We start from the raw sequence: 15,228 nt of genomic DNA, 5'->3' as shown, positions 1-15,228 counted from the left end.
GGAATGCTAACACTGAATGTAGTGGTTATCGGACGATTTCGGAAAAACTTTAAAATCCGATGATAACCTGCTGTTTTTATCATGCTTCAATTACTGTGTTGTATATGCTCATCCAGTTTTTGGCAGATGTCCGTCTGCAATTGTTGGCAAAGTTCTGGATCACTGATGGGATTGCCTTCTGCATTAGTGATAAAGAAAAAATCCTCTACCCGTTCGCCAATGTTAGAAATTTTGGCTTTACGTACCGAAATATCAAACTCTACAAAGATACGTCCCAGTCGAGCCAGTAGCCCGGGTCGGTCGGAGGTCATCACTTCCAATACAGTCTGTTGACTGCTGGGGTCGTTGCTCAGATTGACGCTGGTTGGGATGGTAAAAAGTTTGAGAACGCGTGGTACCCGTCGCTGAATAATCTCGGGGAAGTCATCTGGATCGTCCAGCTCTTCGGTCAGATGCTGCTGAATGCTCTGCAGGTAAGCCGGGTCATCTGACAGGGGTTGGTTATCTTCGGTCAGCACGGTATAGGTGTTCAGGGTACGGCCGTTGTCAGTGGGAATGATACGGGCATCAACAACGTTAAGGTGCAGTTGATCTAGGGCCGCCACGGTTGCTGGAAACAGGTAGGGCAGATCATCGGCATAGATGAAAATTTCGGTAGCACCTTCATAAAGTCGATAGGAGGTTTTATGCACCTGAATCAGTGGCAGTGGTTGATCGGCATGCTCAAGGATGATCTGCGTATGCCAGGCGATATTGGCAGAATCTTCACGCATAAAATACTCATCACCTAGTAGGCGCCAGAAGCCTCGCACTTCCTCTTCGGTTTTACTCATTCGATGTAATAGCTGCAGGGCTTCAATTTGCAGCTGCTCGATGCGGTCTTCCTTGTTCATCGGGTTTTCAAGGCCGCGTCGCAGCGCCCGTTTGGTTTCGGTATAGAGTTGCCGCAGCAGTGTGCCGCGCCAGCTGTTCCAAAGGGTGTGGTTGGTGGCATTGATGTCGGCCACTGTCATCACATATAAATAGTTCAGATGTACTATATCCCGGACTTCCAGTGCGAATTTATGAATCACTTCCGGGTCGGAGATATCCCGGCGCTGTGCAGTCATCGACATAAACAGGTGGCGCCGTACCAGCCAGGCGATCAGTTGCGTGTCCCACTTGCCAATGTGATGGCGACGGCAGAAGCCAATGACATCCTCGGCACCCAGTTCAGAGTGGTCACCCCCCCGGCCTTTGGCAATGTCATGGTAGAGGCCAGCGATGTAGAGCAGCTCAATTTTCGGCAGTTGGTTAATAATGCGGTGGGCCAGAGGGAAGCTCTGCTGCATGTTTTCGTGACGAAACTGGCGCATCATCTGAATCACTTTGAGCGTATGTGCATCCACGGTATAAATATGAAACAGGTCATGTTGCATCTGACCGACAATTTTACCAAACTCAGGTAGATAACGACCAAGGATACCATAGCGGTTCATGCGCTTAAGTTGTGTAGAAACCCCCTCCTCAGAGCGCAACAGCTCCATGAATAGAGATGTGTTACGCAGGTCGTTGCGAAAATCCTTATCGATAAGATGGCGATGCTCTCGAATCAGCCGGATGGTAGCGGCTCTGACACCCTTGATTTGCGGATTTTGTGCCAGGAGTACAAAAAGCTCCATCATGGCAAACGGATGATGCTCGAATACCTTGTCATAGGTGGCTTCTAAATAGTCATTGTGAATGCGAAAGCGGTTATTTAGAGGTTCGGTATGATGTTGATCTTCACCACGCAATATAACTTCATCAAAATACTGTAGCAGCATGTCATTAAATTCGGACATGGCTTTAGCAACGCGGTAATAGTTGCTCATGAACTGCTCAACAGCCAGCGCGCCTTCCTGGTCCTCATAGCCGAAGAATGAAGCCAGGGTGCGTTGATGGTCAAACAGTAATCGGTCTTCGCGGCGCTTACTCAACATGTGCAATGCATAGCGAACTGTCCAGAGGTAAAGCTCACCTTTATTCAGTGACTCAAGTTCACTTTCGGTCAGAAAGCCGTGATCGACTAGGTCGCGTAAGTAGGTGGCACCGAAGTGACGTTTGGATACCCAGCCGATCGTTTGCAGGTCACGCAAGCCACCGGGTGAGTTCTTCAGATTGGGTTCCAGGTTGTACTCAGTGTTGTTGGTGCGGATGTGGCGTTCTGACTGTTCCTGGAGTTTGGCTTTGAAAAACTCTTTGTCAGACCAGGCTTGTTCAGAGGTGACTCGGGCATACATACGTTGCTGCAAGTCCGGGTTGCCACACAGGGTTCTGGATTCAATCAGATTGGTAGCGATGGTGATATCGTTCCTGGACTCATCATAGCATTCGTTGATGCTGCGTACGCTGGAGCCTATGTCTAGCTTGAGGTCCCAGAGCAGGGTCAGGAAGGCGCTGATACTGTCAGCAAAATCGCTGGCGTCGATTTCGTCTGTCAGCAGCAGGATGTCGATATCTGAATAAGGATGCAGTTCGCCACGCCCATAGCCACCCACGGCCAATAATGAAATTTTGGATTCATCGGGCCAGTTGAATAGCTGCCAGGCAAGTGTTAATACCTGATCCAGTACCCAGGCACGCCCATAAATCAGTCTGCGAATATCACCGCCTTGGCGAAAATCCTGATCCATCAGTGTTTCAGCATTCCGTAAGGCTTGACGCAGCAGGTTGAGGGGTTTATCGCTGCGTTGCTCAAGGCTGATACGCAAAGCATCAGGATTGAGATATTCAGGTACAGGCTGGGTGTAAACGGGCGTAGTGGGCATGTCAGAAAGACTCTTCGTTGCGACGGGTTAGCACTTCGACGCCATCGGCTGTGACCAGTAAAGTGTGCTCCCACTGTGCCGACAGGCGTCGGTCTGCTGTTTCTACAGTCCAGCCATCCCGCTTGGATAGCTTGACCTGGCGTTTGCCGGCATTAATCATTGGTTCGATGGTGAAACACATACCTTCCAGCAGCACATCACCGGTACCGGCTTTGCCATAATGCAGTACTTGTGGATCTTCATGGAATTCACTGCCGATGCCATGACCACAATACTCGCGAACCACACTATAGTGGTTGCTCTCGGCGTAACGCTGTATCACCTCACCTATGTCACCCAGGCGTGCACCAGGCTTAACCAGTGCAATACCTTTATATAGGCACTCTTGCGTGATTTCGCACAGGCGCTGCGCGTGGGCGGGGACGTTACCAACATAAAACATCTGGCTGGTATCGCCGTGGTAACCGTTTTTAATAACGGTAATATCTATATTGACGATATCCCCTTCTTTAAGTTTTTTGTTGTTAGGAATGCCGTGACAGACAACATGGTTCACTGAGGTGCAAATAGACTTAGGGAAGCCATGATAGTTCAGCGGTGCGGGAATCGCCTTTTGTACATGGATGATGTGGTCATGACAGAGGGTGTCCAGCTCGTCAGTGGTCACCCCCGGCTTGACGTAAGGCGCAATCATTTCCAGTACTTCCGCCGCCAGTCGGCCAGCGATACGCATTTTTTCGATTTCTTCCGGAGTTTTAATGCTGATGCTCATGGGCGCAATTTATTCCTGATTAATCTGTAAACTAACAGACATTGTAGCGAATAACTGAGCAGAGTGATAAGGGTTAGCAGCAAGGGAAGTGGACTTACTGATAGAATTCTGCAAGCTTGTTGCTATGGCTGCTAAAAGTTGCTTTTAAAAAAATGCGGCTTATGGTATAAAATGCGCTCCAAAAAAACCGTGCTTAGGCACTTTTTAACACACACACTTACCGGCACAGGCTTTCTGGGTGCTGCCTCGGCAGTGGAAAGATGGGGTAGGTGGAGGTTAAACCCACTACAGGAAATTTAAAATGGCTAGAGTTTCAATGCGTGATCTGCTGAAAGCAGGCGTACATTTCGGTCACCAGACCCGTTACTGGAACCCCAAGATGACCAAGTTCATCTTTGGTGCACGTAACAAAATCCATATTATTAACCTTGAACACACCCTGCCAGCGCTGAATAATGCTCTGGATGTCGTGCACAACATGGCTTCAAACAAAAATAAAATTTTGTTTGTTGGCACCAAGCGTGCTGCCAGCAAGGTGATCAAGGAAGAAGCTGTTCGTTCCGGTATGCCTTACGTTAACCACCGCTGGTTAGGTGGTATGCTGACCAACTACAAAACCATTCGTCAGTCTATTCGTCGTCTGCGTGAGCTTGAGACTATGTCTCAGGACGGTACGTTTGACAAGCTGACCAAAAAAGAAGCGCTGATGCGTGCCCGTGAAATGGAGAAGCTAGAGCGCTCCATCGGTGGTATCAAAGAAATGGGCGGTCTGCCTGATGCGCTATTTGTTATCGACGTGGATCATGAGCGTATTGCGATCAATGAAGCCAACAAGCTGGGTATTCCGGTTATTGGTGTGGTTGATACCAACAGCAACCCGGATGGCGTCGATTATGTCATTCCTGGTAATGATGATGCGCTGCGCGCTATTCAGATCTATGCCAGCTCTGTTGCAGATGCCTGCATTGAAGGTCAGGGCAAGACTGTAGCTGATAAGAGCGAATTCGTTGAAGTTGAAGAAACAGCGGCTGAGTAATCAGTTTGTAAGCCTGGCGTGTCAGGCTTGGTGATTGTCAGACGGGGGAGCGAAGCTCCCCTTTTTTCGATCAGATTAATGAATAATTGATGTTTTGAGGATGAGTAACATGGCGAATATCTCTGCTGCGATGGTAAAAGAGCTGCGTGAGCGTACCGGTCTGGGCATGATGGAATGCAAGAAAGCCCTGGTTGAGTCGGAAGGCGATATCGAAAAGGCAATTGATGATCTGCGCAAGTCTTCCGGTATGAAAGCTGCCAAGAAAGCCGGTCGTACGGCGGCTGATGGTGTAGTTGCATTGCGTGTTGCTGATGACAACAGCTATGCAGTGCTGCTGGAAGTGAACTCCGAAACTGATTTTGTTGCACGTGATGAAAACTTCCTGGGTTTTGTTAATAAAGTGCTGGATAAAGCATTTGCAGATAAACAGACTGATGTTGCGGCGCTGATGGCGGGTGAGCTTGAATCTGCGCGTGAAGCGCTGGTACAAAAAATCGGTGAAAATATCACTGTGCGCCGTTTGTTCCTGGTTGAAGGTGCCATGGTTGATGGTTATGTGCACAGCACGAACCGTTTGGCTGCTGTTGTGGCGCTTAGCGGTGCCAGTGCTGACGTGGCACGTGATGTTGCCATGCACGTTACCGCTGTTAACCCGCGTGTTGCCAAGCCTGATGATATGCCTCAGGAAGAGCTGGCGCGTGAGAAAGAGATCATCATGGCGCAGCCGGATATGGACGGTAAGCCACAGGAAATCAAAGAAAAAATGGCGATGGGCCGGATTAAGAAGTTCCTCGCTGAAAATAGTCTGGTTGAGCAGGCGTTCGTCAAGAACCCAGAGCAGACTGTTGGTCAACTGGTTAAAGCGGCCGGTGCTGAGGTGGTTTCATTTATCCGTGTTGGTGTAGGTGAAGGTATCGAAGTTGAGAAGAAAGACTTCGCTGCTGAAGTGGCTGAGCAGCTTAAGGGCTGATCGGTCTGGTCTGCTTGACAGGGCCCGAATAGCTGATGTGTTAAAGGCTTGGGCTGGATAAATACACTATGGGTGAGCGTTGAGCTTGCCCATAGTGCTGTTGGGCAGGCTGTGTTTTCGGCAGAAAAAACTGCGTAATCGCGCTGTTTTCTTGTACACTGTTGCAACTCATTAAGTGCGGAGAACCCATCGATGCCGGTCGCTGATAAACAATCCAGATATAAACGTATTCTCCTCAAACTCAGTGGTGAAGCGCTGCTGGGTGAAGTAAATTTCGGTATTGATCCCAAGGTACTTAACCGCATGGCGCTTGAAATAGGGCAATTGGTAGGTATTGGTGTTCAGGTTGGTATAGTGATCGGTGGCGGTAATTTATTCCGTGGCGCCGCGCTGAGCGCCGCAGGCCTGGATCGTGTTACTGGTGATCATATGGGCATGCTGGCTACAGTTATGAACGCCCTGGCGCTGCGCGATGCACTGGAGCGCTGTAATATTGCTACGCGAGTGATGTCGGCAATTCCCATGTCGGGTGTGGTCGATCATTATGACCGTCGTAATGCCATGCGCTACCTGCGTCAGAACGATGTGGTTATTTTCGCTGCGGGCACAGGTAATCCCTTCTTTACCACGGATTCGGCGGCGTGCCTTCGCGGAATAGAAGTAGAAGCTGATGTGGTGGTTAAGGCTACTAAGGTAGATGGCGTCTATACGGCGGATCCGATGAAAGACCCGTCGGCAAAGCGTTACAAACATTTAAGTTTTGATGAAGTTCTGGAAAAACAGTTGGGTGTCATGGATATGACGGCAATCTGTCTGACTCGTGATCATAATATGCCGGTACGTGTGTTTAATATGAATAAACACGGTGCGCTGGTGAATCTGGTGATGGGTGGGGACGAAGGAACACTTATTGATGCCTATCCGGCTGCAGGAGAAACCTATGCTTAATGAAATAACTAAAGACGCTGAAGTGCGTATGGCCAAAAGTGTTGAATCCTTGGTCGATAACTTCAAAAAAATTCGTACAGGCCGTGCGCATCCCAGTATTCTGGATAGTGTTCAGGTATCTTACTATGGTTCCATGGTGCCGCTTTCTCAGGTTGCCAATATTAACGTTGAAGATTCAAGAATGCTGACGTTGATCCCTTGGGAAAAGAAAATGGTGCCAGAGATTGAAAAAGCCATTATGAAGTCAGATCTGGGTATTAATCCTAATGCCGCCGGTGATGTGATTCGTGTGCCTATGCCTGCGCTGACCGAAGAGACGCGTAAGGGTTATATCAAACAGGCGCGCTCAGAAGCCGAAGCGGCTAAAGTAGCCATTCGCAATATACGTCGTGATGCCAACGGTAGCATTAAAGATCTGTTGAAAGAAAAAGCCATCAGTGAAGATGAAGAGCGCCGTGGCGAAGACGCGGTTCAGAAGCTGACCGATAAGTTCGTATCGGAAGTGGACGCATTGCTGACTCAGAAAGAGTCAGATCTTATGGAAATTTAATGTATCTGCCGGAGCGCGGGGCGTAAGTCCCGCCACTCGTCCTTATGTCCTCATCTGCAAGTCAAACAAGCACCGCCTCTGTGCCCCGTCATGTTGCCATTATTATGGATGGCAACAATCGTTGGGCGAAACAGCGTCATTTGCCGGGTGTCGCGGGTCATAAAGCCGGCGTCAGCAGTGTTCGTCAAACTATAGAAGGTTGTGTCGAGCAGGGTGTAGAAGTATTAACGCTTTTTGCGTTCAGCAGTGAAAACTGGAAGCGTCCGGAGAAGGAAGTTCGGGGGTTAATGGATCTGTTTATGCTGTCGCTGGATCGCGAGGTGAAAAAACTGCATCGTCATGGTATTCGTCTGAATATAATCGGCGATCGGCAGCGTTTTTCTGCCAGATTACAGCAGAAAATGGCTGCCGCAGAAGCGCTGACGGTTGGTAACGAGGGCTTAATACTGAATATTGCTGCTAATTATGGTGGGCGCTGGGACGTGGTACAGGCAGCACGAGCTGCAATGCAGTCTTGTCTGGATGGTCAGTTGCAGCCGTCAGATCTAGATGAGGCTCTGTTCGATAGCTTTACTTCCCTGGCCAATATGCCTGAACCTGATCTTTGCATTCGTACGGGTGGTGAGCAGCGTATCAGTAACTTTTTAATCTGGCAGATGGCTTATACAGAGCTGTATTTTTGCGACTGTTACTGGCCGGATTTTGGCAAAGCAGAACTGAGTAAAGCAATTGAGAGTTTTGCTAATCGTCAACGTCGTTTTGGAAAAACATCTGACCAGATAGAGGCCTGAATAGTGCTGAAGCAAAGAGTCATCACAGCCGTTGTGTTAAGCGTTCTGATCCTGAGTGCGGTGATCTGGGCGCCGGTATGGCTGTTTTCCTTGTTGGTCGCTCTGGCAACACTTTATGGTGTGTGGGAATGGTCTAATTTTTGCCGTTTTGATGTGCGTGATCGAGCACTTTATGTGGCAGTGGGCGCGGTTCTGATCCTGTTACTTGAGTGGTTTGCGACCAGTGTGTTGGTTGCCCAGGTGATGCTTGTAGCGGGCGCTTTCTGGCTGCTGGCGCTTACTATGGTGCTGCGCTACCCCGAAGGAGTGCGTTGGAAAGCCAGTACCCCAAAGTTGTTTATAGGTCTTTTGGTACTGATTCCTGCTTGGCTGGCTTTAAGTGAGATCAAGGCGCTGGAACAGGGTGAGTGGTTGATCCTGCTGTTGCTGCTGTTGGTATGGGGGGCAGATACTGGTGCCTATTTCTCTGGAAAAGCGCTGGGTAAGCATAAACTTATGCCTAAAGTCAGTCCTGGGAAAACCCTTGAAGGCTTGCTGGGCGGTCTGCTGACGTGTGTGATGATTGCATTGCTGTATGCTTTTTTCCGTGAACTTTCGCTGATGGCGACAGTCTTCCTTGTACTGTTGGCGGTGATTACCGCCATGGCATCAGTGCTGGGAGATCTATTTGAAAGTATGTTCAAGCGCGAGAGAGGTATCAAAGACAGTGGTACGCTCCTGCCTGGACATGGTGGCGTTCTTGACAGGATTGACAGCCTGACGGCTGCTGCGCCAGTGTTTTTGCTGGGGCTTATGTATCTGCCGGCACTCTGAGTTGAGTGTTATCCATTTTACCTGGAGTGATAAATGGGATTGATCCAGACTTTGTTGGCGACCCTGGTAACGCTTGGGGTCCTTGTAACGATTCATGAATGGGGGCACTACTGGGTTGCCCGTCGTTGTGGAGTCCGGGTGCTGCGCTTTTCAATCGGCTTTGGCAAGCCGCTGTTCTCATGGAAAGGAAAGGATCAGACCGAATACGTCGTTGCGGCGATTCCGTTGGGTGGTTATGTGCGCATGTTGGATGAGCGCGAAGATACCGTGCCAGCTGAATGGCAGGGACAAGCGTTTAATACCAAGCCGGTAATGCAGCGTATTGCTATAGTGGCGGCAGGGCCGGTAGTGAATCTACTGTTTGCTGTGCTGGCTTACTGGTTCCTGTTCGTGTTGGGAACCAGTGTGATCATTCCTAAGGTCGGTGAGGTGCGTCCGGGTTCGCCTGTTGCGGTTGCTGGCTTAGGCGCGGGTGTAGAAATACAGTCAATCAATGGTTATGAGGTAAATTCCTGGGAGCAGGTAAACCTGCGACTGGCGGCTTTGATTGGTGATACCCGAGAAATTGAAATACAAGCGTCTGAATCAGGGCGCAGTGCACATAACTACACAGTGCAGTTGAATGATTGGCGAGTAGATCTCGATCGCGAGTCACCGGTCACGGCGTTGGGCTTTATTCCCTGGCGGCCCGATGTGGAACCCGTGCTTGGCCAGTTGCTGGAAGATGGCCGTGCTGCACAAGCTGGCCTGCAAACTGGAGATCGAATACTTCGGGTTGATGGAGAGCTCGCTGATACCTGGCAGGGTTTGGTTGAGTTGATTCAAGCAAGTGCTGACCAGCCTCGGGTATTCGAGGTTGAACGCTCTGGTCGTGTGCTGACTGTTGAAGTGACACCCGCTTCACGTAGGGCAGAAGATGGATCGGTCAGCGGTTTCATTGGCGCGGGTGTGCAGGTGCCAGAGTGGCCCGAGGCAATGCAGCGTGAAATACGCTATGGTCCTGTTACGGCGTTAGTGATGGGAGTTGAGCGTACCGGTCAGATGATTGTGCTGACGCTGGACTCAATTCGTAAGATGTTTACAGGAATCATCTCGGTTAAAAACTTGAGTGGTCCGATAACCATTGCTAAAGTGGCAGGGGATTCAGCTGCATCTGGCCTGGAAGCCTTTATCAGTTTTCTTGCCTATCTGAGTATCAGTCTCGGGATACTGAATTTGTTACCGATACCTATGCTCGATGGTGGCCATCTGATGTATTATATGGTCGAGTTAATCAGAGGTAAGCCCGTTAGCGAACAGGTGCAGTCATTAGGCCTGAAAATCGGAATGTTGCTGTTATTTAGCCTGATGGCTGTGGCGATGTTCAATGATATAGCGCGCCTCTGAGCAGGCATTCTTAAACCGACAGACAACAAAAGTATTTACGCCATGAAGCACACGTTAATGTTGTTCCTTATTTCACTGCTCTGGGTTACACAGGGGCATGCTAATACGCTGCCTTTCGTTGTCAGTGATGTTCGTGTTGAAGGTCTGCAGCAGGTTGATCCGGGGGCGGTGTTCCGTAATTTTCCAGTGGCTGCTGGTGATCAGGTAGATGCCGCAAAATTGGCATCGGCAACCCGCGAGTTGTTTCGCTCGGGTTACTTTGATGATGTGCAACTCAATCGTGACGGCGATGTGCTGGTATTGGTGCTGCGTGAGCGACCATCTGTCGCCATCATTCGTATTGAGGGTAATAAAGCCATCAAGGAAGAACCGCTGCGCGAAGGTTTAAGTCAATCCGGTCTACAGGAAGGTGATGTATTTCGCCGTGCGACCCTGGATCAGATCGAACTTGACCTGATGCGAGTATATTCTGCTCAGGGTCGCTATGGTGCCGATATTCAGACTGAGGTAGAGACCCTTCCAGGTAATCGTGTTGCCCTAAATATCAATATCACTGAAGGCCGTATTGCCAGTATTCAACACATTAATATCGTCGGTAACGAAGCGTTTCCAGACGATGAGCTGATAGACCTTTTTTCACTTAAGTTGCCAGGATTTCTGACTTTCTATACCAAATCTGATCAGTATTCCCGTGAAAAACTCTCCGGAGATCTGGAACGTTTACGTTCCTATTATCTGGACCGCGGCTATATCAATTTTTCCCTTGATTCAACTCAGGTCTCTGTCTCGCCGGATAAAAAAGATGTCTTTATCACAGTGGGTATCACTGAAGGAAAACAGTATACCGTCAGTGAAGTGCTGATGGTGGGGAATCTTATTGTCGGTGAAGATGAACTGATCAGTAAGATGAGTCTGGGTGAGGGTGATATGTTCTCCCGCCGCGAAATGATTGATTCCCAGGAGCGCTTGCAGCGTTTGCTCGGAGATGAGGGTTATCTGTTTGCTAACGTCAGCCCTATACCTCAGGTGGATGAGGAGTCCGGCAGCGTATCCCTGCGTTATTTTATTGAGCCGGGTAAGTTGACTTATGTCCGACGTATTGCCATTCGTGGTAATACCCGCTCTGCCGATGAGGTGATTCGTCGAGAGTTGGAGCAGATGGAGGCAGGGGTTGTCTCAAGTGAAGCCATAGAACGCTCCAAAGCACGTATAGAGCGTACCGGACATTTCAGTAATGTTAATATAGAAACGCGTCCTGTACCGGGTACTGATGATCAGGTAGATCTGGAAATTACCGTTGAGGAGCAGCAGTCTGGTCAGTTAACCGCCAGTGTCGGCTTCGCACAGAATGAAGGGATTATTCTGCAGTTAGGGGTTTCTCAGGATAACTTCCTGGGAACCGGCAAGAGTGTGGCGTTTAACATTTCCAATAGTTCAACCCTGACCGAATACAGCTTTAACTATCTGGACCCTTACTTTACCGTTGATGGTGTCAGTCGCGGTTACAACTTTTACTACCGTGAAGAAAACTACGATGAGGATGATCGTGGGGATTACAATACCGATGGCATTGGTGGTGGGATCACTTTCGGTTATCCGATCGACGATTTTCAGCGTCTGAGTTTTTCCGGTGATGTTGAGTTTTTACGCCTAAAACCAAATGATGAACTAAACGCCAGCGGCGATAATGATGCTGTGAATGTTATAAAGGCCTATGTGGATAATAATGGTGATGAATATATAAATGCCAAAATTACTGCTGGCTGGAGTGATAACCGCTTAAATCGTGCCATCTTTCCCACCCGTGGTCGGTCGCAGGGCGCTACATTTGAAGTGTCATTGCCGGGTAGCGATCTGCAGTATTATCGGGCGCAGTATAACAACCGTTTTTACTGGCCGCTTAACGACGATGAAACCTGGGTGGCGGCCTTGCGTGGCCGGGTGGGTTACGCCGACACCTATGGGGATGACAAGGACTACCCTTTCTTTAAAAACTTCTATGCGGGTGGTTTGACCAGTGTAAGAGGTTTTGAAGCCAATACTTTGGGCCCCCGTTACAGCCGAGGCAGTCAAAGCAGCAACTCACGTTCTATGGGTGGTAATGTGTTAGTGGCGGGCAGTGCTGAGCTGATTTTCCCGATTCCCTTTATGAAAGATCAAAGTGCCTGGCGTACCTTAATATTTATGGATGCGGGTAATGTATTCACCACAGAGTGTTTGCCAGGTGCTCTGGATACATCGACTTGTGTAGAGGGCGTGGACTTTGGTGATATACGCTATACAGGAGGGATAGGGGTGAGTTGGTTGACGCCAGTGGGTCCTCTGTCCATTTCTTTGGCACAGGCATTCAATAGTAAGTCCGATGATAAAACCGAGGTGTTTCAGTTCGCGCTGGGACAGACATTCTGATACAGGGGTTATAATGAAAGTTAAAGCGTTAGCCGTTATGGTTTTAATCTGTTGCAGTAGCTGGGCAATGGCGGATAAAGTGCGGGTGTTGGGTGTTCAGGAAGCCTTGTTGAGCTCTCAGGCAGCGAATGATTTTCGAGCTCAACTGGAGCAGGAGTTTGCATCCGAAGAGACTGCTTTGACAGAACTAGAGCGCCAGGCCGTGGCGGCGCGTGATCGTGTACAGCAGAATCAGGATCTGGTTTCTGAGGCAGAACTACAACAATTGATTATGCAGTTTGAGAAAGCCTATACGGAGTTTCAGACGCGTGCTGAACAGTTGAATCAGCAACGCATGGAACGTGAAGAAGAGTTCTTGACCATGATGCGTCCAAAGCTTGATCAGGCGATTCGTACATTGATCGAGTCAGAGAATATCGAGGTGGTCGTAGCCAAACAGGCAACTGTATATACCAGTAGCACCGTTGATCTTACCCCCCGAGTGATCGAACTGTTGAACCAGCAGTAAATAATCCAGTGTATAGGCTGAGTGAGTTAGTCGGACATATTGGCGGTCAGTTGTCAGGTGATCCGGATTACTGTGTTTCAGGGTTGGCTACGCTGGAAGATGCCCGGTCGAATCAGTTGTCTTTTTTTGCAAACTCGCGGTACCTAAAGCAATTAAAGGTCTCTGATGCCGGTGCGGTATTGGTGCATGCCAGTGCAGCTGTGCATGTACCCCATAATGCCATTATTGTTGATGATCCTTACCTGGCCTACGCGCGTCTGAGCCAGTTGTTTGATTGGCGTGATGCGATTCAGCCTGGCGTTTGTGCGACTGCAACCTTGGATACAACCGCTCAGATTGACGCGTCAGCCCAGATTTGTGCTCAGGCAGTAATCGGCCCCGATGTGATTATTGAAGCGGGTGTTTATATAGCCCCCCATGTCGTGATTGGGCGTGGCTGTCAAATCGGCAAGGACAGTCGGATTGAGGCAGGGGTGGTACTTTATCCTGATGTAATTATTGGCGCACGGGTGATTATACATAGCGGCAGTGTCTTGGGGGCTGATGGTTTTGGTTTTGCGCGTCATCAGCAGCGCTGGGTTAAAATCTGTCAACTGGGTGGTGTACGCATTGGCGATGATGTCGAAATCGGCGCGGGTGTGACCATCGACCGTGGCGCACTCAGCCCAACCCGCATAGAGCAGGGCGTTAAACTCGATAATCAGATACAGATCGCCCACAATGTTGTTATTGGCGAACATACAGCTATCGCAGGCTGTACAGGGATTGCGGGCAGTACTCGCATCGGTAAACGTTGTACGCTGGCAGGTATGGTAGGGGTTACTGGACATCTGACACTTGCCGATGATACCCATGTAACAGCAATGAGTCTTGTGAGTAAATCGATTGATAAGCCCGGCACCTATTCCTCAGGTACCGGATTGGAGCCTCATCAGCAATGGAAACGCAATGTTGTACGTTTTCGTCAGTTGGATGAATTAGCAAAGCGGGTGCGTTCACTGGAACAAACCAAGGCTGAAGATATTAATAAGGTTAGTAAAACATGATGGACGTAAAAGAAATCCGCAAATATTTACCGCACCGTTATCCGTTTCTGCTAGTTGATCGGGTGATTGAGCTGGTGCCCGGTGAGTCCATCGTGGCAATCAAGAATGTCACTGTGAATGAGCCGTTTTTTAACGGGCATTTTCCCGAACATCCGGTCATGCCGGGTGTGCTGTTGGTTGAAGCGATGGCTCAGGCCGCGGGTATACTGGGTTTCAAAACCATGGATAAAACCCCGGAAGGTGGTTCTATTTATTATTTTGTCGGAGCTGATGATCTGCGCTTTAAGCGCCCGGTTGTTCCCGGTGATCAGGTGAAGTTAGAAGCCCGTGTGATGTCCGAACGCCGGGGTATATGGAAATTTGCTGTCAAAGCCAGTGTAGACGATTTGATTGTCTGCAGTGCGACCATTCTGTGTGCAGACCGGAAAGTATGAGCCAGATAGATCCAACCGCTATTATTGATCCTCAAGCAACACTGGCAAGTGATGTGGTTGTTGGCCCCTGGACCTATATTGGTGCCGGGGTTGAGATAGGTGCCGGTAGTGTGATTGCTTCGCACGTCGTGATCAAAGGCCCGACACGTATTGGCGAGCACAACCGTATTTTTCAGTTTGCCAGTGTCGGTGAAGACTGTCAGGACAAAAAATACCAGGGTGAGCCAACCCGACTCGAAATAGGCGATCACAACGTCATTCGTGAAGGCGTCACCCTGCACCGGGGTACCGTGCAGGATCAGGGTGTTACCCGTATCGGCAGTCACAACCTGTTGATGGCTTATGCGCATGTGGCCCACGACTGTATTGTCGGAGACCAGGTTATTCTGGCTAATAATGCGGCACTGGCAGGCCATGTTCGGGTCGGTGATTATGCTATTCTGGGTGGCTTTACTGCCGTGCATCAGTTTTGTCATATCGGTGCGCATGTCATGTGTGGCGCCGGTAGCGTGGTACTCAAAGATATACCGGCGTATGTTATGGCTAATGGCAATACGGCGTCTCCCCATGGCATAAATGTCGAAGGCTTAAAGCGTCGGGGCTTCAGTGCTGAGACTCTGGCTCATCTGAAACGCGCGTACAAAATTATTTACCGTCAGGGACTGACGCGTGAACAGGCCTTGCCGTTGTTGCAGGAAATAGCAGCAGAAGACAGCGCAGTTCAGTTGTTGATAGATTCATTTCAGAGCTCTTCACGCGGCATTATTCGCTAGGAG

Annotated in this window: 14 protein-coding genes; 12 read left to right on the top strand and 2 right to left on the bottom strand. The window is 49.4% G+C overall.

The features are described from left to right. Nucleotides 1–86: 86 nt before the first annotated feature. The gene (locus F5I99_RS15120; protein WP_151057414.1) at nucleotides 87–2,789 is read right to left on the bottom strand and encodes a [protein-PII] uridylyltransferase; all 2,703 of its coding nucleotides are present in this window, start codon (nucleotides 2,787–2,789) and stop codon (nucleotides 87–89) included. A 1-nt stretch (nucleotide 2,790) separates the two neighbouring features. Continuing rightward, nucleotides 2,791–3,561 (bottom strand): type I methionyl aminopeptidase, encoded by a 771-nt coding sequence (map, locus tag F5I99_RS15115; protein ID WP_151057412.1) that lies wholly within the window; start codon nucleotides 3,559–3,561, stop codon nucleotides 2,791–2,793. A gap of 301 nt (nucleotides 3,562–3,862) precedes the next feature. Here map and rpsB point away from each other — a divergent pair, with 301 nt between their 5' ends. The 12 genes from rpsB (at nucleotide 3,863) to lpxA (ending at nucleotide 15,225) form a co-directional block, all read left to right on the top strand. Beyond that, a complete protein-coding gene (gene rpsB / locus F5I99_RS15110) occupies nucleotides 3,863–4,597 on the top strand; it encodes a 30S ribosomal protein S2 (RefSeq protein ID WP_151057410.1) in 735 nt (244 codons plus the stop codon). Between the two features lie 109 nt (nucleotides 4,598–4,706). Then, on the top strand, nucleotides 4,707–5,567 hold the full coding sequence (gene tsf, locus F5I99_RS15105) for a translation elongation factor Ts (protein ID WP_151057409.1): 861 nt from the start codon (nucleotides 4,707–4,709) through the stop codon (nucleotides 5,565–5,567). A gap of 192 nt (nucleotides 5,568–5,759) precedes the next feature. Further along, nucleotides 5,760–6,515 (top strand): UMP kinase, encoded by a 756-nt coding sequence (pyrH, locus tag F5I99_RS15100; protein WP_151057407.1) that lies wholly within the window; start codon nucleotides 5,760–5,762, stop codon nucleotides 6,513–6,515. Continuing rightward, nucleotides 6,508–7,065, top strand: a complete 558-nt coding sequence (gene frr / locus F5I99_RS15095) for a ribosome recycling factor (RefSeq protein WP_151057405.1) — start codon at nucleotides 6,508–6,510, stop codon at nucleotides 7,063–7,065. The genes pyrH and frr overlap by 8 nt, the downstream gene beginning before the upstream one ends. Nucleotides 7,066–7,145: 80 nt before the next feature. After that, nucleotides 7,146–7,856 carry a polyprenyl diphosphate synthase gene (gene uppS / locus F5I99_RS15090; RefSeq protein WP_456093912.1) on the top strand — a complete coding sequence of 237 codons (711 nt, stop codon included), beginning with the start codon at nucleotides 7,146–7,148 and terminating at the stop codon, nucleotides 7,854–7,856. Nucleotides 7,857–7,859: 3 nt separating this feature from the next. After that, on the top strand, nucleotides 7,860–8,669 hold the full coding sequence (locus F5I99_RS15085; RefSeq protein WP_151057401.1) for a phosphatidate cytidylyltransferase: 810 nt from the start codon (nucleotides 7,860–7,862) through the stop codon (nucleotides 8,667–8,669). A gap of 33 nt (nucleotides 8,670–8,702) precedes the next feature. After that, a complete protein-coding gene (gene rseP / locus F5I99_RS15080; protein ID WP_151057399.1) occupies nucleotides 8,703–10,055 on the top strand; it encodes an RIP metalloprotease RseP in 1,353 nt (450 codons plus the stop codon). A 42-nt stretch (nucleotides 10,056–10,097) separates the two neighbouring features. Beyond that, the gene (gene bamA, locus F5I99_RS15075) at nucleotides 10,098–12,464 is read left to right on the top strand and encodes an outer membrane protein assembly factor BamA (protein ID WP_151057397.1); all 2,367 of its coding nucleotides are present in this window, start codon (nucleotides 10,098–10,100) and stop codon (nucleotides 12,462–12,464) included. 13 nt (nucleotides 12,465–12,477) lie between these two features. Beyond that, nucleotides 12,478–12,972, top strand: coding sequence for an OmpH family outer membrane protein (locus F5I99_RS15070; protein ID WP_151057395.1), 495 nt, complete (start codon nucleotides 12,478–12,480; stop codon nucleotides 12,970–12,972). An 8-nt stretch (nucleotides 12,973–12,980) separates the two neighbouring features. Beyond that, the gene (lpxD, locus tag F5I99_RS15065) at nucleotides 12,981–14,018 is read left to right on the top strand and encodes a UDP-3-O-(3-hydroxymyristoyl)glucosamine N-acyltransferase (RefSeq protein WP_151057393.1); all 1,038 of its coding nucleotides are present in this window, start codon (nucleotides 12,981–12,983) and stop codon (nucleotides 14,016–14,018) included. Further along, nucleotides 14,015–14,452, top strand: coding sequence for a 3-hydroxyacyl-ACP dehydratase FabZ (gene fabZ, locus F5I99_RS15060; protein ID WP_151057391.1), 438 nt, complete (start codon nucleotides 14,015–14,017; stop codon nucleotides 14,450–14,452). Before lpxD ends, fabZ begins: the two co-directional genes overlap by 4 nt. Then, nucleotides 14,449–15,225: an acyl-ACP--UDP-N-acetylglucosamine O-acyltransferase gene (lpxA, locus tag F5I99_RS15055; RefSeq protein WP_151057389.1), complete on the top strand. Its 777-nt coding sequence runs from the start codon at nucleotides 14,449–14,451 to the stop codon at nucleotides 15,223–15,225. Before fabZ ends, lpxA begins: the two co-directional genes overlap by 4 nt. Nucleotides 15,226–15,228: the final 3 nt, after the last annotated feature.

Source organism: Nitrincola iocasae (assembly GCF_008727795.1).
Taxonomy (GTDB): Bacteria; Pseudomonadota; Gammaproteobacteria; order Pseudomonadales; family Balneatricaceae; genus Nitrincola; species Nitrincola iocasae.
This window is presented reverse-complemented; position numbering and strand designations above follow the sequence as displayed.